Origin of the sequence: Bradyrhizobium sp. AUGA SZCCT0182, from assembly GCF_018130185.1 — a bacterium.
Taxonomy (GTDB): Bacteria; Pseudomonadota; Alphaproteobacteria; order Rhizobiales; family Xanthobacteraceae; genus Bradyrhizobium.
This window is the reverse complement of sequence record NZ_JAFCLY010000013.1, coordinates 1-18,154: the sequence shown is the minus strand read 5'-3', so window position 1 is coordinate 18,154 and position 18,154 is coordinate 1. Positions and strand designations below refer to the sequence as shown.

The 18,154-nt window shown below is 61.1% G+C and carries 16 protein-coding genes; 5 read left to right on the top strand and 11 right to left on the bottom strand.

Annotated elements, in window-relative coordinates:
* Positions 1–15: 15 nt before the first annotated feature.
* Entirely contained in the window at positions 16–2,004 is a 1,989-nt protein-coding gene (locus tag JQ611_RS15850) for a TonB-dependent siderophore receptor (protein ID WP_212466006.1), read from the bottom strand.
* A 799-nt stretch (positions 2,005–2,803) separates the two neighbouring features.
* On the opposite strand from JQ611_RS15850, the gene JQ611_RS15845 reads away from it, so the two are divergent.
* Positions 2,804–3,196 carry a VOC family protein gene (locus tag JQ611_RS15845; protein ID WP_212465950.1) on the top strand — a complete coding sequence of 131 codons (393 nt, stop codon included), beginning with the start codon at positions 2,804–2,806 and terminating at the stop codon, positions 3,194–3,196.
* A 62-nt stretch (positions 3,197–3,258) separates the two neighbouring features.
* Here the strand turns inward: JQ611_RS15845 and JQ611_RS15840 are convergent, their stop codons facing one another.
* Complete coding sequence (locus JQ611_RS15840) at positions 3,259–4,266, bottom strand: cyclase family protein (protein ID WP_212465949.1); 1,008 nt, start codon at positions 4,264–4,266, stop codon at positions 3,259–3,261.
* 301 nt (positions 4,267–4,567) lie between these two features.
* On the opposite strand from JQ611_RS15840, the gene JQ611_RS15835 reads away from it, so the two are divergent.
* On the top strand, positions 4,568–4,846 hold the full coding sequence (locus tag JQ611_RS15835; RefSeq protein WP_212389120.1) for a hypothetical protein: 279 nt from the start codon (positions 4,568–4,570) through the stop codon (positions 4,844–4,846).
* 88 nt (positions 4,847–4,934) lie between these two features.
* Here the strand turns inward: JQ611_RS15835 and JQ611_RS15830 are convergent, their stop codons facing one another.
* From JQ611_RS15830 to JQ611_RS15810, 5 genes are all read right to left on the bottom strand, one after another.
* On the bottom strand, positions 4,935–5,279 hold the full coding sequence (locus tag JQ611_RS15830; RefSeq protein ID WP_212389121.1) for a hypothetical protein: 345 nt from the start codon (positions 5,277–5,279) through the stop codon (positions 4,935–4,937).
* 198 nt (positions 5,280–5,477) lie between these two features.
* On the bottom strand, positions 5,478–7,487 hold the full coding sequence (locus JQ611_RS15825; protein ID WP_212465948.1) for a tetratricopeptide repeat protein: 2,010 nt from the start codon (positions 7,485–7,487) through the stop codon (positions 5,478–5,480).
* Positions 7,488–8,007: 520 nt separating this feature from the next.
* Positions 8,008–8,214: a hypothetical protein gene (locus JQ611_RS15820; RefSeq protein ID WP_212465947.1), complete on the bottom strand. Its 207-nt coding sequence runs from the start codon at positions 8,212–8,214 to the stop codon at positions 8,008–8,010.
* A 381-nt stretch (positions 8,215–8,595) separates the two neighbouring features.
* On the bottom strand, positions 8,596–9,402 hold the full coding sequence (locus JQ611_RS15815; RefSeq protein ID WP_212465946.1) for a hypothetical protein: 807 nt from the start codon (positions 9,400–9,402) through the stop codon (positions 8,596–8,598).
* Between the two features lie 209 nt (positions 9,403–9,611).
* Positions 9,612–11,414 (bottom strand): NAD(P)/FAD-dependent oxidoreductase, encoded by a 1,803-nt coding sequence (locus JQ611_RS15810; protein WP_212465945.1) that lies wholly within the window; start codon positions 11,412–11,414, stop codon positions 9,612–9,614.
* A gap of 577 nt (positions 11,415–11,991) precedes the next feature.
* Here JQ611_RS15810 and JQ611_RS15805 point away from each other — a divergent pair.
* From JQ611_RS15805 to JQ611_RS15795, 3 genes are all read left to right on the top strand, one after another.
* Complete coding sequence (locus tag JQ611_RS15805) at positions 11,992–12,375, top strand: GYD domain-containing protein (protein ID WP_212265020.1); 384 nt, start codon at positions 11,992–11,994, stop codon at positions 12,373–12,375.
* A 252-nt stretch (positions 12,376–12,627) separates the two neighbouring features.
* Positions 12,628–13,167, top strand: coding sequence for a peptide-methionine (S)-S-oxide reductase MsrA (gene msrA, locus JQ611_RS15800; RefSeq protein WP_212465944.1), 540 nt, complete (start codon positions 12,628–12,630; stop codon positions 13,165–13,167).
* Positions 13,164–14,804 (top strand): acetolactate synthase large subunit, encoded by a 1,641-nt coding sequence (locus JQ611_RS15795; RefSeq protein WP_212465943.1) that lies wholly within the window; start codon positions 13,164–13,166, stop codon positions 14,802–14,804. Before msrA ends, JQ611_RS15795 begins: the two co-directional genes overlap by 4 nt.
* Positions 14,805–14,906: 102 nt before the next feature.
* On the opposite strand, the gene JQ611_RS15790 is transcribed toward JQ611_RS15795, so the two are convergent.
* The 4 genes from JQ611_RS15790 to JQ611_RS15775 are packed head-to-tail and all read right to left on the bottom strand — an operon-like array spanning position 14,907 to position 17,546.
* Positions 14,907–15,683 carry a 2-keto-4-pentenoate hydratase gene (locus JQ611_RS15790; protein ID WP_212465942.1) on the bottom strand — a complete coding sequence of 259 codons (777 nt, stop codon included), beginning with the start codon at positions 15,681–15,683 and terminating at the stop codon, positions 14,907–14,909.
* A gap of 60 nt (positions 15,684–15,743) precedes the next feature.
* Positions 15,744–16,151 carry a PaaI family thioesterase gene (locus JQ611_RS15785; RefSeq protein WP_212265016.1) on the bottom strand — a complete coding sequence of 136 codons (408 nt, stop codon included), beginning with the start codon at positions 16,149–16,151 and terminating at the stop codon, positions 15,744–15,746.
* Positions 16,148–16,987 (bottom strand): amidohydrolase family protein, encoded by an 840-nt coding sequence (locus JQ611_RS15780; protein ID WP_212389127.1) that lies wholly within the window; start codon positions 16,985–16,987, stop codon positions 16,148–16,150. Before JQ611_RS15780 ends, JQ611_RS15785 begins: the two co-directional genes overlap by 4 nt.
* Before the next feature lies 1 nt (position 16,988).
* Complete coding sequence (locus JQ611_RS15775) at positions 16,989–17,546, bottom strand: TetR/AcrR family transcriptional regulator (protein ID WP_249133211.1); 558 nt, start codon at positions 17,544–17,546, stop codon at positions 16,989–16,991.
* Between the last annotated feature and the right edge of the window lie 608 nt (positions 17,547–18,154).

The window sequence follows — 18,154 nt, the reverse complement described above, 5'->3', positions numbered from 1 at the left end:
TCTGTTGGGGTTGCCTCACCATCGATAGGTTACCTTGCCGATCGCCTTGCGCCCCTCCGCGTAGAAGCATCCCGAGAGGCTGTAGCAGGCAGCGACATAGCGCGTGTCGGCGAGATTGGTGACGTTCAGCGACAGGCGCCAATTGTCCTTGTTGTAGGCGAGCAGCGCATCCAGCACGGTGGCCGCTTCGACCTTGAAGGTGTTTTCGTTATCGCCCCAGGTCGCGCCGACATAGCGGATGCCGCCGCCGAACTGGACCCCGGCAAGCGGCCCGCTCCGCAGCGTGTAGTCGCTCCACAGCGAGGTGCGGTTGAGCGGCACCGTGGGGGGCGCCTTGCCGACATTTACCGGGTCCTGCGTGATCACGGCGTCGACATAGGCGTAGGCCGCGCGCAGGTTCCAGCCGTCGGCCAGCGACACCGTGCCTTCGAGCTCGATGCCGCGGGACTTCACCTGGCCGGTCTGTTCAGCGGTATAGAGCGGTGGCGGGTATGTAACGACGTTGGAGCGCGTCAGGTCGAACGCCGCGAACGTGAACAGGGCGTTCAGGCCGACCGGCTGGTACTTGACGCCTACCTCATACTGAACGCCGGTCTCCGGGTTGAGCAACTGGCCCGCCGCGTTGGTCGCCAGCACCGGCAGGAAAGATTCGGAATAGCTGAAATATGGCGCGATTCCATTGTCGAAATTGTACATGACCGCTGCGCGGCCGGTGAACGCCGAGGCGTCGGTCGTGGCCGAGGTGTTGAAGAGACCGCTGTCGACCTTCGTGGTGACGAAATCCTGGCGGCCGCCGAGCTGGAACGAGAGCCGGCCGAGCTTGATCTGGTCCTGCGCGTAGAGACCGACCTGCGATTGCTTGATGCCGGTGTTGTCGCTCATGGCCCCAATGGTCCAGTCGTAGCTGTAGACCGGGGTGAACACGTTGATCTCGGGGGCCGAGGTCGTCACGCTATAGGCGGTGTCGCGGAATGAGGTGTTGCGGTAGTCTATGCCCACCAGCGTCGTGTGGCTGAGGAAGCCGGTGGTGAACCTGCCCTGCAGCTGATTGTCGACCGCGAAGGAATTGATGTACGAGTTGCTGGTGCTGCCGTAACGCGCAAGCAGACCCGCAGCCTCGTTGGTGTAGCCGCCGCCATAGAACACTTTTTCTTCGTTGTGCTGGTAGGCGTAGCGCAGATTCTGCCGGAAGGTGACGGCGTCGCTGAAGTCGTGCGAGAGCTGGTAGCCGACGGTCGCGATCTCGGTGTTGAAAGCGTCGAAACTGGGCACGCCCGCGAAAAACGAGACCGGGATGGTACGGCCGTTATTGGGCCACACCGTGCCCGAAGCCGGCAGGAACTGCAGTCCCCATCCTGCCCTGTCCCTCTGATAGTTGGCCAGGAAGGTGATGGTCGTATCCTCGTTCGGCTTGAAGGTGACGGCCGGCGCGATAAAGACGCGGTTGTCCTTGGTGAAGTCGACCTGGGTCTCGCCATCGCGAACGACGCCGGTCAGCCGCCACAGCACGCTGCCTTCCTTGTTGGCGGGGCCGCCCATGTCGAACTGGCCCTGATAGCGGTTGAAGCTGCCGCCCGAGATCGAGGCTTCACCGAACTGCTGCGCGGTCGGCAGCTTGGTAACGTAATTGAGGATGCCGCCGGTGCCGCTACCGCCATACATCGCCGACGACGGCCCCTTGAGGACCTCCAGGCGCTCGGCACCGTATGGATCGAGACCGTTGAAATGTACGTAGTTGCTGGATGGCACCCGCAGGCCGTCGATGTAGAGTCCCGGCATGGTCATGTCGAAGCCGCGGATCTGCAGGCCACCGAAGCGCGTGTCTGAACCGCCGTTGACATCGCCGCTGACGCCGGCGGTGTAGCGCAACGCCTCACCGATCGACACCGCACCCTGGTTTCTGACCTGATCGGTGGTGACGACGGAAATCGACTGTGGCGTTTCGATGAGCGGCGTGTCGGTCTTGGTCGCGGTGCCGGAGCGAGTCGCGACGAAGCCCTGCACCGGACCATTGGCGCGCTCGCCGGCGCCGGGGCCGGATGGGATCGCAGCCGGCACCGCTTGCGGCGCCCGGGCTGCGCGATTGGCGCGTGCGCCGCGCGTGGTTGCCGCGCGGCGGGATGGTTGGGCCGCGGCCGGGCGCGCGCGCTGCTGCGGCGATTCCACTGTGATTGCCGGGAGTGACGACTGCGCCAGCGCGGCGCCGGTCGGCAGGACGAGGGCAAATCCGCTGACTGCCCCGAGGCAGATCATCCGTGTCAGCTGAAGTCGAGTGGCGGAAGGCGAGTGGAACTCTTTTGGTCTCACGCTGCGTGTATCCTGAAGCCTGCCGGCTTGGCCGGTACGATTTTTTGAGGCCTCGCTCTAACGCAGGCACCTTCGCAGCGCGATGGGTGGTTACTAGAATTGCTCCAGATTGAGCAGTTCCGTTTACGGGTGGCCGCAACTGACGTGTGCAGACCAACAACGCAAATGCGGGCTAGCGCGGGCAATACTTTGGCAATCGCACGTGCGGTGGGATGCGGTGGCCGCTGATGTTGCGACTGACGAGCGTGGCTGAAGCGGACCGGGAAGTCGTGTGGTCCTGACGCCGCGATGCTGGCAATTCCGCCGTTGCGGCTGGAGCGGGTATTCGGCGTTACGACCTTTGAGTTGGGATAGCGGTCGGCGTTGCGGGAACGATCGGCCATATCAGCTGTTTATGAGATCACGAGCATCTTAGAGATGCAGCACGGTCGGCGATTGGCACCCGATGCTTGCAACGGAGCGGCAAAAAGCCCCGGCTGCTTTCAGGAGGAGCGAGATGGCCATCCATTTCAACCACACGATCTTGTCGACCCGCGACAGCAAGGCCTCGGCTAATTTCCTGGCCGAGATGCTGAATCTTCCGGCCCCGACGCGGTGGGGGCCATTTCAGATGGTCGCCACCGAAAACGGAGCCAATCTCGATTACATGGACACCGACGGCGAAATCACGCCGCAGCACTACGCCTTCCTGGTTAGCGAAGCCGAATTCGACGAGATTCTCGGCCGGGTTACGGATCGAAAGCTGTCCTACTGGGCCGATCCCGGGCGGAGCCAATCAGGGGAGATCAATCGTCACGACGGCGGACGCGGTGTCTATTTCCAGGACCCGAACGGCCACCTGCTTGAACTTATCACCCGCCCGTATGGCAGCGGCGGGTGGAATCCTTGAGGTCCGGTCGTGCGACGTCCGCTCCACTTCCAGAGCAGACATCGCACGGCACTTGGACGTGATCATGGTTTACGATCGTCGAAGCACCGAGGCTCTCGGATATCGAGAACCGCCGCTACCTCACCGCGACCGGTGACACCGTCGAGCCGGAGCCGCCCTGAATCTTGAGCGGCTGCATCACGAAGGGCGAATTCTCCGACGCCCTTTTGCGCGAGTTCGTCAAGCTTGAGGTTCTCCAGCAGGTGGATGCCGTTCACCACGAGGGCGATCTGGTGCACCGGAAGCGACAATTGCTTGTCGGGGTTGGGCGAGACTTCGACTGGCCAGTTGTCGGCGCCGAGCAGCATCGGGTCTTTGGTGGCGAGCCAGAGCGCGGCCGGCACGCCGATGCCGGGGCAGGATTTCACGTAGCGCGGATTGTCCTTGCCATAGATCTTGCCCCAGCCGGTGTGGATGAGCACCGCGTCGCCGGGCTGCAGCGTCAGGTTCTGCTTCTTCAGCGCGCCTTCGAGATCCTCCACGGTGATTTCGTAATTGTCACCCAGCATCTCGACGCCCTTGAAGCCCGCGACGTCGATCAGGACGCCGCGGGTGAACAGCGTGCCGACATTGTGGATGCCGAACTTCTTGAAGCCGTTGCGCTCGGCGTTCTCGTCGACCTTCTGGCAATTGTACCAGCTGTTGAGATGGGTCTGGTGTGCAAAGCCGTCGAACTGCGTGCCGACCTGGCCGAGTTCGGTGACGACGAGCTCTTCGTTCGAACCGCGCATGTTGGAGAACTGGTTCATGAAGGTGCGCTTGGTGTGCACGTCGAAGCGCCGTGTCCCGAAAAACGGCATGCTGGGACCGAGCACGTATGCGAGCTCGATGACCTCGCCGCTCTTGATCAGCTTCGCGGCGTTCATCACGGCCGCGGGTTTCTGGTGATTGGCCGAACCGCGCTCGTCGGCGGCGCCCCATTTCGAAGGGCAGCGCTGGCTTTCCGCCGGAACGGTCCAGCTTGGTGCTTGCGCATAGGCGGCGGCGGAAAACGCAAGCGTGATCGCCGCACCCAAAGTGAATGCTTTCATCCCTATTCCTCCCAAGAGCGGGTGCTCTGGAAAACGGCACCCCAGGATAGAGAGTATGCGGGTCCCGTCCGAGCGGTTCAAGGCATGACAACGTGCCTGAGACGATCTGCCATCCGGGCGAGGTAATCCAGATTGTGCTGCAACGGAATTGCAGAAGCACGCTAAGATAGCGCGAAGCAGACGCAACTATCGACGTCGGTTGGGTGCCAAAGCAGACCCTGCACCGCAGCAAACAACATGGTGCCTCCGACGAAAAACACGCTAGATTGAAGTCGCCACGTGCTCGCGATTCGGAGGAGCCATGTCAACACAGCGCCGGCGAGGCTTGCAGGGTGCGGGTCCAGCGAAGCGACCAACCGTCGATAAATATCCTGCCCGGCGATTTCCAATCCAACATGGAATTCAGAAACTGGAAGAAGAACTGAATGCCTTCAACGACCGGATCGCAGAATTGGAAGATGAAGGCCACCGCGGTCATGCGATGAACGTGTTGAAGGCAAATGCGATAGATCTTGCGCAACGGATCGACGAACTTCGCAGCGTGCTGGTCGAACCCACAACGAGAGGTCGGTCTCCGTAGGCTGCTCCAGGCGATGCCCTCAGGCTCAGTCTCTGATGCCTCGGGCTCAGTCTCTGATGCCTCAGGCTCAGTCTCTGATGCCTCAGGCTCAGTCTCTTAGAGCTTTCTCGTGAGCTTTTAGCGCGGCAGCCATCAGCTTCGGCAGGCTCCTGGCATAGGACTCAATGAATGCCGCATCGCCGCACGCTTGAGGGGCGCGGGCGGCCTGCTCGGCGATGCGAGCGGCCTTCGCCTCGCACTTCGCGAAAATGTGCCAAAACCATTCCGGCTTTTTAGCCATCGCATGCTTATGCCTCTTGAGGACTGCGGCCCCAACGGCGCTCATCGCACTTACCGCACCCGCGCTCAGAGTACTGAGGGCTTGCGCGCTGATGATATCTTCGCGCGCTTGCGCGGGGCCGGCGGATGCGGTTGCTCGAGCTTTGGTCGGCATGATCGGCTCCTGATGCGCCCCATCGATTGCACCCAGCATCAGCCCGCGAAGTTGAGGAACACTCAATTTAAATAGGTTGCGAACCGTTTTGGATTTCGCTCCGTTTTATCTTTCTTTTTAGGTTCCCGAAGGCACTGCTTCAAAGCAGTGCAGGCGCGGACACGGACGGTCGTGTCGCCGCTTGCGCCGCCGGGCGCCTCATTTTTCCAGCCCTCGGGCGATCTTGCCCTTGATCTTCTTCGCTTCGGCTGGATCGGGCTTGAGCGACAACGCCTGTTCCCAGGATTTGCGTGCCTCGTCCTGGCGTCCCGCCCGCCAGTGCACATCGCCGAGATGGTCTCTTATTTCGCTATACGTTGGTTCTAGAGCGGCCGCGCGCTCCAGGACCTTGATCGCCTCCGGGTAGTCGCCGAGGCGGTAGTGCGCCCAGCCGAGACTGTCGAGCATATTGCCGTCGTCCGGCCTGAGCTTGACGGCCTTCTCGAGCAGCGCCAGGCCTTCCCTGAGCTTGAGGCTCCGCTCGACCCAGTTATAGCCGAGTTGATTGAGCACGTCGGGTTGATCGGGATCGAGCTCCATCGCCTTGAGAAAATTCACCTCGGCCTGAGGCCATTTGCCGAGCCGCTCAAAGCTCACGCCGCGATAAAGCCAGTAGGTCCAGTGCGCCTTCTCCGGCTTGCCGGCCAGTTCGATCACCTTGCCGTAATCCCTGGCGGCGCGATCGAAATCGCTCTTGCCGCGCCAGGCATCGCCGCGACCGCTATACGCCCGCAGATTTTTCGGATCGAGGCGGATCGCCTCGCTGTAATCCTTGATGGCGCGGTCGTTGTCGCCCTTGCTGGCGTAGACGCTGCCGCGATTGGAATAGGCCGCCGTATCTTTCGGCCTGAGGCGGATCGCCTCGTCGTACTCCTTGATGGCGCGGTCAGAATCGCCCTTGGCGACGAAAACAGCCGCGCGATTGAAATAGGCGGACACATATGTCGGGTCGAGGCGGATCGCCTCGCTGTAGTCAGCGATGGCGCGGTCGTTATCGCCCTTCTCCCTGTGGAGATTGCCGCGATTGTAATAGGCAATCACATATTTCGGATCGAGGCGGATGGCCTCGTCGAAATCCTTGATGGCGCGATCGTTATCGCGTTTGCTGGTGTAGACGACGCCGCGATTGTAATAGGCCTTCGCATCTTTCGGATCGAGACTGATCGCCTCGTCGTATTCCTTGATGGCGCTGTCGTAATCGCCCTTGGTGACGTAAACCACCCCGCGATTGAAATAGGCCGCCGCATATTTCGGGTCGAGGCGGATCGCCTCGTTGTAGTCCTTGATGGCGAGGTCGTGATCGCCCTTGTCCCTGTAGGCGCTGCCGCGATTGAAATAGGCAACCACAAATTTCGGATCGAGGCGGATCGCCTCGTTGAGATCCTTGATGGCACGTTCGTTGTCGCCCTTGTTGGAGTAGGCGCCGCCCCGATTGCTGTAGGACGTCGCATTTTTCGGATCGAGGCGGATCGCCTCGGCGAAATCCTTGATGGCGCGGTCGTGATCGCCCTTTTCGGAGTAGGCGTGTCCGCGATCATTATAGTCGTCGGCATTCTTTGGGACCAACGCCGTTTGTCCCGCTCTCGGCCGCAGCCGCGCCGCCTCGTCGAAATCCTTCCTGGCCCGGGCGGCGTCTCCCCTGTTTTCATGGGCCCGCCCGCGGATCTCATAGGCAAGCGCATATTTCGGATCGAGGCGGATCGCCTCGTCGTGATCCCTGATGGCACGATCGTTATCGCCCTTGCTGTGGTAGGCCTTGCCGCGACCGGTATAAGCAAGCGCATATTTCGGATTGAGGCGGATCGCCTCGTCGTAATCCTTGATGGCGCGGTCGTAATCGCCTTTCAAGAAGTAGGCTCGACCGCGGGCGTTATAGGCACGTTCAACTTTCGGATCGAGGCGGATCGCCTCGTCGTAGTCCTTGATGGCGCGGTCGTTATCGACGGTGCCGTAGGCATAGCCGCGATTGACATAGGCGTTGGCGCGGCTTGTCTCGCTCTCGGCCGCGCCGCGTCCCAACACCTCCGTGCATCCGGCGATCTTGCGTTCCTGATCGGCGATTTGACCGCAATCCTCCCACGCCTTGTCCGCCGCGCGGGCTGGCGACGCGAGCAGGGGCAGGAGCGCCGGAGCAAGGAAAAGGGTTAGGAAAAGGCAACGCCGAAACATCTCGTACTCCATCCAAAGCGCGTAGGGGGAGGCGGCGCGGCGCATATTGTCGTCACGGCGTGGATCGCCCCCCGGGTATGGCCAGCATAGCCTGCGACGAGAATGAGGCCGCTCGCGCGATTGCGCAAGGCGAAGATGAAACGCTCGTCCATGCCCATGTGCATTCTGTCGTCTTGTTCGAGCGCGTGCGGCCATGGCGGGCATCTCACCGTTACTTACCGGAAATAGCCGCCGCCCTCTTTCGAACGGCCGCTTCTGGCCGCAAAGGAGACGTTAATGCGCAAACAAATGCATTTGAGCTTGTGGCTGATTGCGAATGAAGAGGACCAATGTCGTTGTGCATGCCGATGCATCGATGCGCAGGGTTTGAAACGCCTCTCTCAAGATTTGACGAAATCGCGCGATGGCGTACTTCAAATATTGCCGACTGGCTCCAATGAGCATCAGGCGCGACTGTCTGATCCGGGATCTGGCGCTGTAAAGGGCGGAAAGGGATTGAAGCGCTATGAGGTGGTGGACTTCACTCCCCGTGACCTCTTCCGGTTTCTGCTAGGTTATCTTCGGGGCCTTCGGTCACGTTGGACGGAGCAGGCCCCCTCGCGAAGGGCGTCGTCATGGCGTCGTAGTTGCTCGCAAGACGCAACAGTCGTTTCTTGATGAAGGGGTCGGCTTCGTTGGCAAGTTGCCTGATATACCGGGCTCGGTCTTTATAAAACGCGTCGTCCATAAAGATCCCCAAATGCAGCAGGTCCGGCATCCAGCGGCTAGTGGCTTGGAACGATTAGCAGAGCCCTGAAAACGCTCGTGTGAACGAGATCACAAGAGCATGCAAAATGAACGATCAGTGGAACTTTGGCGGCTCGGCACGAATGTTCGTCGCGCCAAATGGAGTTGGTAGCCTGATAGCAAAGTGCAACGGACCATCGGGCGCAAACGGCCGCTTCTGGCGCGAAGCGGTCATTCGGCCAAATGCAGATGTCAGTGCCTTACGTCAAACGCGAATCGATCGGTGGCTACAAACGACGACGACATCGCGCGACGCATAGCGCGCTGTATCGGATCAAAGCGCTGTTTCAGCACAAGACTTTGATGGACGTTGCATCGAAGGTTACCAGTCCTCGTCATAGATCCACTCTCTTTGGATTCGAGGCCGCGCCCTTACGTGCGGCGACTGAAGCGTGCGCTCGGGCTTGCGCAAGGTCGGAGTCGGCTGCGCCGGAGGCGGTGACGTCTTGGGCGGGTTCTGCTCGGAAACTCTCGCCAGTACGCGTTTCATCTCTTCCTGGTTCGCCTTGAGCTCCTCAATGGCCTTTGAACTGTCGCGGACTATTTGTTGCTGGTTCGCCTTGAGCTGTTCGATGTTTCGCTCGAGATTCGCGAGATCGCGCGCCATCGTTTGCAGCAACTCTGTGTGATCAGGAAGCGCTGCAGTGGTTGTCGGCGCGGCGTCTTGCGGTGCGGTCTGAGGCAAGGGCGATGCTTGCGGTGGTGCTGGCTCCGCCGCGGCCACTTGAACGGTAGATGGCGCCTGCAGGGCGGGTACCGGCGGATTTTCCGACGGCAATGTTGAAACCAGCTGGGGGGCCCAACGGGCGACAACCAGCTTGGCCCCGGCTCCATAGGAGGACTGCAAAACCAGGGCAGCGACAACGATGCACGCCGCCAGCACCAGGCCGACGAGCGCCCGGCGCGCCGGCTTTCCAGGCGGTGATTGCGGGCGAGGTCCGGCCGAAGGAGGTCCGGCCGAAGGTGGGCGCTCGGCATCGTGCTCCATTTTTGCAACCTGTTCACTCACGCGCGCAAGCTCTTCACTCGCGCGTGTGATCTGTCCGTAGGCGTGCGCGAGTCGTTCATCGGTGCGCGGGACCGGGGCATCGGGGGAGGCATTTGCCTTCGAAGTGGGTGTGGAGTTCATTGGCGCTTCCCTTTTCCGTCCAACGTCATCCCAAGGTTGAGGTCGACTATTCGTCGGGTCGACCAGCCGCCGACACTGCGTTCAGTCTTGTTCAAAGAATGGCCGCATGATGGAGAGAATGCTCCTATGCTGGTCGGACATCAGCAGACCAGCCGGGCCGGCCTATAGGTGTCGTCTCCAGGCCTGCTCAAAGCAATCGAAACAGGCAATCAGCTCAGATGGTGGGCCTTCTGGAGGCCGTAAACCGATGTTGGAATGCCTTCCATTCGTGCCTTCAACTGGAGGGACAGAAACTGGGAGTAGTGACGTGACTGGTGCAGGTTACCGCCATGGAACCAAAGCCCCTCCTGCTGCGTCGGCTTCCACATATTTCGCTGTTCGCCTTCCCATGGGCCGGGGTCTTTGGTCGTATTCGAGCCTAGTCCCCAGACCTTACCGACCTTGTCGGCAACTTCCCTGGAGATCAGGTCCGCGGCGAAGCCGTTCATCGAACCGTAGCCGGTGGCGTAAACGACGAGATCAGCCGGCAGCTCGGTCCCGTCGGTCAAGATGACGAAATGTTCCGTGAGCTTTTTGACATCGACGCCGCTCTTCAGCTTGATGCTGCCATTGGCTACCAATTCCGAAGCGCCGACGTCGATGTAGTATCCGGATCCACGCCGCAGGTATTTCATGAACAAACCGGAATCGTCGTCACCATAATCGAGCAGGAAGCCTGCCTTCTCGAGGCGTTTGTAGTAATCGGCATCGCGTTCCCTGATCGCGTTATAAACCGGGATCTGGAACTCGTGCAGAATCTTGTAGGGCAGTGACGCAAAGATCAGGTCGGCCTTGGCCGTCGTCATTCCAGACTGGACCGCCTGTTCGGAGTAAAGCGAGGCCAATCCGAGTTCCATCAGCGAGTCCGACTTCACAACGTGGGTCGTCGAGCGCTGAACCATGGTAACGTCCGCTCCGGCTTCCCAAAGCGCGGCACAAATATCGTGGGCGGAATTGTTCGAGCCGATCACCACGGCTTTCTTGTTCTTGTACTTGTCCGGCCCCGGATGCTGCGACGAATGGTGGTGATCGCCCTTGAAAATCTCCATGCCTTCGAATTTCGGCGTGTTGGGCTTGGCTGACATTCCCGTCGCTAGTACGAGCTGTTTTGGCTTGAGGACGATTTCCTTGCCGTCGCGCTGCACGATGACGGTCCACTCGCGGCTCTTCTCGTCGTAGGATGCCTTCTTGCATTCGGTTGAGCCCCAGTAATTGAGCTCCATCACCTTTGCATACATTTCGAGCCAGTCCCCGATCTTGTCCTTCGGTGAGAAGACCGGCCAGTTCCGGGGAAACGGCAGATAGGGCAGATGATCATACCAAACAGGATCATGCAGGCAGAGTGACTTGTAGCGTTTGCGCCAGCTGTCGCCAGGTCGTTCGTTCTTTTCGATGATGATTGTCGGCACATTGAGCTGGCGCAGCCGGGCTCCGAGTGCGATGCCGCCCTGACCGCCACCAACAATGACGCAATAGGGTTGGCGCGTGTAGCCGAGTTCGGCCGCTTCGGCCTCGCGTTCTTCCTTCCACGTTTTTCGGTTGCGTTCGGCGCCGTGTTTTGCCCCCATCGGACGGTCGAAGCCCACGGCCTCTTCGTGTCCCTTGAGTTCGCTCATGGTCGTCAGCAACGTCCAGATCCGGCCGTCTTTCAGGCGGATGTGGCCAAAGCCACGCGCGACCTCCGTTTCGAATTGTATCCAGCTTTCTATTATTCCGTCTGTTTCGGAAGCGTCCTCTCCGTCCGCAATTTTCCAGTTCGACGGCTTCGTATCGGCGAGCCGCGCCTTGAGCATGTCGTGAACCTGTTCCTTGCCCTCCATTGTCTTGATATTCCAGGTGAAGGTAACGAGGTCGCGCCAGTAGCAGTCAGCCTGAAAGAGATCGACGGCGCGTTCCACCTCGCCAGCGGACAGCGCTTTGTCGAGCGCGTTGAGCAGATCAGACATTTTTCCGTCCGGGGCCTTGTCGAGCATGATGTCCTCCCTTGTGCCGATGGCAGAGCTGCGCTCTTTTCTCGTTCCGGCGAACTGAAGCCGAGGCGCCGACGAAAGCGATGAGCTCGCGCAGTGTCATTCGGTCATTCAGGACATATCTAAATTCTAGCACTTTGCGGCGAAGAGGCGAGGGGGAATCAGCCAATCGGGGTCAGAATGCGGTCAGGCATCGGGATTGGGTCCGACACCTGATTTTCAGGAAACGTCCGGTTTTTTGACGCGCAAGCGACCGCAACGAGCAGCGCATGCTGAGCCATCGAGAGATCTCCTCTCGTTCAGAAAGGCTGAGCGCCTGTTTGGCACGGTGCCGATCCGGAGGACGAATGCCGCCGGCCTGCCAGCGATCCCAGATCTCGGATCGCTGGGCCGCCGAGTAGTAAAGGCGACGTCGCTGCTTCATGTCCACACTCCATCTTTGCTAAAAGATTAGAGTGTTGCGCTGACCAATTGAGCCCACCCCCCATTTCGGACATTCGATTGCAATGCTAATGCGAACATCACCGCGACACGACGTTACTTCGGAAATGGACCACTAGCGAATGCAGAGGAGGCCAGCATGACGATTTACATTTCTCAAGGTCGTTACACCGCAGCGGCCATCAAGGGGATGACTGCGAAGCCGGAGGACCGTTCCGAGGCGGTCGCGGAGTTGTTCGCCGCCGCCGGTGCTCGACTGATCAGTTGGTATCTGACTTTGGGACCCTACGATTGGCTGATCATAGCGGAAGCGCCGGATGAACCCACGATGATTTCAGCGGTGCTTGCAGCCGCGGCGGGTGGAAGCCTTTCAGACATAACCACTACCGTGGCGCTCACGGCGAGTGATACGGCAAAGGCCTTCCAGCGGGCAGGCGAGCTTACTCTGAAATTCAGATCGGCGGGCCGTGCTGATTACTACGGAGTAGGGATCGATTCGGGCCGTGAGATCGGCGAGGCTTGAATGCCAAATTCCGGGATCTGCGCTGCCGCCGACATGACGGAGCCAGCAGGGTCGTGGGCAATAGGCGTGCCCGCTGCTGCTTCGTCAGCCGAGCGTGGGCTGCCGGATCGCTAATGCAACTCGAGCGAACGGCCGTTTCCGACGCAAGCAGCCGCTTGTTGCTGTTTGCAATTTGGCATCGTTCGGCCGCATTATGCGCGCTTGATGGCTTGCGGGGAATGACGCCCGCAGCGAAGCGAAGGGAGGACCGACATGACGGTTTCGACGGAACGCGCAGTCCTTGCCGGTGGCTGCTTCTGGGGTGTGCAGGATTTGCTGCGCCGCTATCCCGGCGTGATTTCAACGCGGGTGGGCTATACCGGCGGCGAGGTGCCGAATGCGACTTATCGCAATCACGGCAATCACGCCGAAGGCATCGAGATCATCTTCGATCCGAAAGTGATCAGTTATCGCAAGCTGCTGGAGTTCTTTTTCCAGATCCATGATCCCTCGACCTTGAACCGCCAGGGCAACGATCTGGGCCCGAGCTACCGGTCGGCCATCTTCTATACCAATGATGAGCAGAAGCGGGTCGCGGAAGACACCATCGCCGACGTCGATGCCTCCGGCTTGTGGCCCGGCAAGGTCGTTACCGAGGTGGCGCCCGTCGGGCCGTTCTGGGAGGCGGAGCCCGAGCATCAGGATTACCTTGAGAAATATCCTGACGGTTACACCTGCCACTTCATCCGGCCGGACTGGACGCTGCCGCACCGGGCGGAGAAAGCGGAGCCGGGTGTGAGGGGAGCCGCGTGACCAAAGCCTCCGATCTCCTGGTGGCGGCCCTCGAAAACGAGGGCGTCGAATACATCTTCGCCATTCCCGGCGAGGAGAACCTCGACGTGCTGGAGTCGCTGCGGCGCTCGAAGATCAAGCTCGTGCTGACGCGGCACGAGCAGGCCGCCGGCTTCATGGCGGCCACTTACGGGCGGCTTACCGGACGCGCCGGCGTCTGCCTGACGACGCTGGGGCCCGGCGCGCTCAACCTGACGACATCAGCGGCCTACGCGCATCTCGGCGCGATGCCGATGGTGATGATCACAGGACAGAAGGCGATCCGGAGCAGCCGTCAGGCGCGCTTCCAGATCGTCGACATCGTCGCGACCATGCGGCCGCTGACCAAGATGGCGACGCAGATCGTGTCAGCGCAGAGTATTCCGACCCTGGTTCGCGACGCCTTCCGCGTGGCGCAGCAGGAGCGGCCGGGTCCGGTGCATCTCGAACTTCCCGAGGACATCGCGGCCGATGAAGCCACCGCCGATATGATTCCGCCGCACACCGTCGAGCTGCCGGTGGCGCCATCAGCGGCGATCGATCGCGCCGCTGCCATGATCATGGCCGCCAAAAAGCCGCTCGTGATGCTGGGCGCCGCGGCGAGCCGGACGCTGCTCGCCGAGCCGCTGTCGGCGTTCGTGCGGCGATGCAAGATTCCGTTCTTCAATACCCAGATGGGCAAGGGGGCCGTCAATGCCGGCTCCAATCTCTACATGGGCACGGCGGCGCTGTCGGAACGGGATTGGGTGCACGAGGCCATCGACCAGGCCGACCTGATCATTTCGATCGGCCATGACACCGTCGAGAAGCCGCCGTTCCTGATGGGCCATGACGGCCCGCAGGTGATCCATGTCGGCGTCACGCCGGCGACGGTGGAGCAGGTCTACTTCCCGCAGGCCGAGATCGTCGGCGACGTCGGCGCGGGCCTTGCCGCGCTCGCCGATCGCCTCGAAGGCAAGCTCCCCAACGGTCAGGCATTGCTGGGCCTGCGCGAAGGCATTCTCGCCCATCTCGCCGAGCGCTCGACCGAGGACCGGTTTCCGCTGACGCCGCAGCGCATCGTGCACGACGTCCGCGCCGTCATCCCGCCTGACGGCATCGTGGCCCTCGACAACGGCATGTACAAGATCTGGTTCGCCCGCAACTATCGCACCAGCGTCGCCAACACGCTGCTGCTCGACAACGCGCTGGCGACCATGGGGGCGGGGCTGCCTTCGGCGATCGCAGCGGCGCTGCTCCATCCCAAGCGGCGCGTGCTCGCGGTCTGCGGCGACGGCGGCTTCATGATGAATTCGCAGGAGCTGGAAACGGCGGTGCGGCTCAAGCTGAACCTCGTCGTGCTGATACTGGAGGATCGCGCCTACGGCATGATCCGCTGGAAACAGGAAGTCGACGAGTTTCCCGACTTCGGCCTGGAGTTCGGCAACCCTGATTTCGTCGCTTATGCCAAATCATATGGCGCCAAGGGCGCGCGCGTCGGCAAGGTCTCGGAACTCTCGACGATGCTGGAGGCCGCTTTCAGTGCAGGCGGCGTGCATCTCGTCGTGGTGCCCGTCGACTACAGCGAGAACATGCGCGTGCTGGTCGAGGAGCTGCACGCCGGCGTCCCGGGTGGTTGAAAATTTCAGCGCCGGGCTTGTGACCACTCACCAAATGGCGACGCAGATCGTCTCCGCGCAAAGCATTCCTGCCCTGGTTCGCCCGGTGCATCTCAAACTGCCCTAGGCGGAAAATTTAATGCGAACCTCGCCGAGAGGACCATAATCGGCCACATGCTCATCGCCTGGCCGCGCCAGTGCCATGCCGGTCAACGTGCCGGTGCTGACCATCGCTCCGGCTTTGAGGCCGATACCGGTACGCGAGAGTTCGTTGGCGAGCCATGTGAGTGGCACCAGCGGATGGTCGATGGCGTCCGCCGCGCGCCCACGGCGTTTCACGACGCCGTTCACCCACAGCACGGCTTCCTGCCCGGCGATGTCCTTGCTGCGCCAATCTGCGATTGGCTCCCCGTAGATGATGAAGCCTGATCCGCTGCCATCGGCCAGAATGGCCGTCAGGGGCGGGAACGACGCGTCGTGCACGAAACGGCATTCGGCAAGCTCGAGCCCGGGGTGAAGCGACAAAATCGCGTCGGCAACTTCGCTTTCAGAATAGGGCTGCTCGCGCGGCGGCATATCCTTTCCCAGCAAAGCTGCGTATTCGATCTCCGAAAGCGGATGCAGCAGCCTGCGCCCTGCAAAATTCGTCCGACTGGCGAGAATGAACTGTTTGAAGACGCGACCGTAGATGGGGCGGTCGGTGCGCAGCGCCCGTTGCATCTCCGCTTTCATCGCGGCGATTTTCCAGCCGCCGACGCTCCAACCGAGTTCCCGGCCGATGTCTGCCGCGATCGTGTAGGCCGTGCCCACATCCGGAGGGACGAGGGAGGGATCAAGCCCGCTTTGCTGGCGATTCTCGCGACGGAGTGTGGACAGCAACGTCGTCAGGCCATGCTGCATTTTGAGTTTCCCGGTTGATTCACGACATGGTCGACGCAACCTGCGCCGCCGCCCTCCGCATCAGCCTTTTGGCGCTTTGTTTTGAGCCGTGAAGATTCCGCTGGCGCGTGCGATCCACCGGTCGTCGGCCATCACCGCCGCCTGTGCGAAGCCGAGCGTATTGCCGGCCCGTACGCGATCCACGACGACCGTGACGTGTTGACCGGCGACTGCCGCGGCCAGGTAATCGATGTTGAGCGACGTGGTCAGGTAGCGCGAGGTCGCCTCAGGGCGGCTAGCCACATTGTGGCCAAGCGCCATGTCACAAAGCGTTGCGATCAGGCCGCCATGGGCGCGGCCGCGCGCATTGCAATGTCGTTCCTCGATGGCAAGCCCGATCTCAATCACCCCGTCGCGTTCGCGTTGCCAAAATGGGCCAATGCTGTCGAGAAATGGACTGGGTTTGACGAACGGTTCCCAGTCGCTCACGCGGCCCTCCGTTGGGCAATGAATTGTTCCAGCTTGAACACCCGCACGGCATTGCCGCCGAGGAAGAGAGCTTTTGCTTCGTCGTCAAGTGCGAGTTCGCCCAGTCCCTCCAGCGCCTTGGCGGCCCTGATCATCGGATAGTTGGTGCCGAACAGGACCTTCTCCCGGCCGTGGCCACGCATGTACTGCACCAGCTCCGCCGGATATCGCTTCGTGGTATAGGCCGATGTGTCGATGAAGACGTTTTCGTGCTTGGTCGCGACCGCGATCATCTCCTGAGTCCAGGGATAGCCGATGTGACCGGCGACGATCCGAAGCTCCGGAAATTCGAGCGCGACCTCGTCGATGTAGGGAATCGGGCGCCCCGTTTCCGACGGCCGCAGCGGGCCGGTATGGCCGACCTGCGTGCAAAACGGAATATCGAGTTCGATGCATTCGGCGTAGAGCGGATAGTAGCGCCGGTCGGTCGGAGGAAGATTCCAAAGCCACGGCACGACCCGCAAAGCCCGAAAGCCAAGCTGCTTCACGGCCCTGCGCAGTTCGCGGACCGCGTCCATCGGTTTGTGCAGGGATGCGCTTGCAACGCCGATGATGCGGTCGGGATACGCGGCTGCAACGGCGGCAACCTCGTCGTTGGAAATCATCCATCCGTCGGGGGCACACCATGCTGCAGCGAGCCCCGCGGTAACATGGCCTTCGTCCATGGCCGAGATAGTCATTTCCGGCGTGATCACCGCAGGCCGGGGTGTCGCGCGTGTCCAGCGGCGAAGCGAGGCGAACATTTCGTTGGCGGAATGGCGTTCGGTTGGATGCTGCATCCACGCATCGACAATCATACTAACTCTCCAGGTTTACGACGGATCGGATCGCGCATTCCGCAAGAAAAGCTGTGTGCTCGCGCGGATCGCTGCGCTCGCGTCCGGATAACCAGGCGCGACAATGTATCTGGGCGGGGCCGATGATCTGGCTGGTGAAAATCGAGATCGGCATACCGCGTATCGCGCCGGATGCGACATGCGGATCGAACCAGCGCGCCATGCCGGCCCGGAAAGCAGAATTGACTTCCTGCTGATCCTTCCGAATTTCGGTCAGCCATTCTGCTCGCGATTGCTCGAACAGGAAATTGGCTTCGCGGCGACTTTCCACGACCCATCGAAGATGGGCTGCGACCAGTTCAGCAACCCCGGTGGCGGCGTCCGGATCCTGGCTCAAAGGCGCGAGCATTGCTGCGTGGTAGGAGCGAAGCGCCCGCAGGAACAGTTCCGCTGCGAGACCACGCTTCGATCCGAAGAAATGGAAGAAGCTGCCGTTTGAGGCGCCGGCCAATTCACAGACCGACATCACAGTGGCCTGGTCGAACCCGACTTTGTCAAAGGTTCGCAGGCCTGCCGCCAAAATCGCGTCTTTCGCAGCGCCGTATGCGATCATGGCGGGATTGATTCATCCGAACCGGCGGGTGCTCGCAGTCTGCGGCTACGGCAGCTTCATGATGACGCAGGACTGGAAACGGCGGAGCGGCGGGGCAGTGCGACACAAGACCCGGATATCGCGTTGCCCATCCGGGCTACGGACCACAACATCTAGCCCGACGGGCAAATCACTTCTGACTTACAGAAATCGTGTCAAGTGTGCAAAATTTCTGTAAATCAAAAATATTTCCGTTGTCGGCCGACCCAAATCAGTGCGCATCTATCGCCATCCCGTCCCACTCAGAGGGCGTCGGCCGTCGTCACGGACGTTGGGCGGGTTGCGGTGGACGCTGGTCTACGTCTGACGATGGCGTGGACCTAGCGTACGGCAAAACCGTGTGGTCCTGGCGCCCGTTGCAGGCGTCAAGCTGTCGGAGAAGCGCAAGCGGAAATGGCAGCGACGGAGTCAACCCAGAACTCGTCTCCGGGGAGAGCACGGCATAAGCCGTAAAGCCATTGCGCAGGGAAGGCCGGGTGTTCTCCGCTGCCCTGTATGCTCGTGTGCACTTTGTTTTGTGCAAACCGCACGCGAGA

Excerpts from the sequence above, each read along its gene's own strand:
- JQ611_RS15840 (WP_212465949.1), bottom strand. The coding sequence starts at position 4,266 with ATGAAAGCATTCACTTTGGGTGCGGCGATCACGCTTGCGTTTTCCGCC.
- JQ611_RS15810 (WP_212465945.1), bottom strand. The coding sequence starts at position 11,414 with ATGCTCGACAAGGCCCCGGACGGAAAAATGTCTGATCTGCTCAACGCG.
- JQ611_RS15805 (WP_212265020.1), top strand. The coding sequence starts at position 11,992 with ATGACGATTTACATTTCTCAAGGTCGTTACACCGCAGCGGCCATCAAG.
- JQ611_RS15845 (WP_212465950.1), top strand. The coding sequence starts at position 2,804 with ATGGCCATCCATTTCAACCACACGATCTTGTCGACCCGCGACAGCAAG.
- msrA (WP_212465944.1), top strand. The coding sequence starts at position 12,628 with ATGACGGTTTCGACGGAACGCGCAGTCCTTGCCGGTGGCTGCTTCTGG.
- JQ611_RS15790 (WP_212465942.1), bottom strand. The coding sequence starts at position 15,683 with ATGCAGCATGGCCTGACGACGTTGCTGTCCACACTCCGTCGCGAGAAT.
- JQ611_RS15830 (WP_212389121.1), bottom strand. The coding sequence starts at position 5,279 with ATGCCGACCAAAGCTCGAGCAACCGCATCCGCCGGCCCCGCGCAAGCG.
- JQ611_RS15825 (WP_212465948.1), bottom strand. The coding sequence starts at position 7,487 with ATGTTTCGGCGTTGCCTTTTCCTAACCCTTTTCCTTGCTCCGGCGCTC.
- JQ611_RS15815 (WP_212465946.1), bottom strand. The coding sequence starts at position 9,402 with ATGAACTCCACACCCACTTCGAAGGCAAATGCCTCCCCCGATGCCCCG.
- JQ611_RS15835 (WP_212389120.1), top strand. The coding sequence starts at position 4,568 with ATGTCAACACAGCGCCGGCGAGGCTTGCAGGGTGCGGGTCCAGCGAAG.
- JQ611_RS15780 (WP_212389127.1), bottom strand. The coding sequence starts at position 16,987 with ATGATTGTCGATGCGTGGATGCAGCATCCAACCGAACGCCATTCCGCC.
- JQ611_RS15820 (WP_212465947.1), bottom strand. The coding sequence starts at position 8,214 with ATGGACGACGCGTTTTATAAAGACCGAGCCCGGTATATCAGGCAACTT.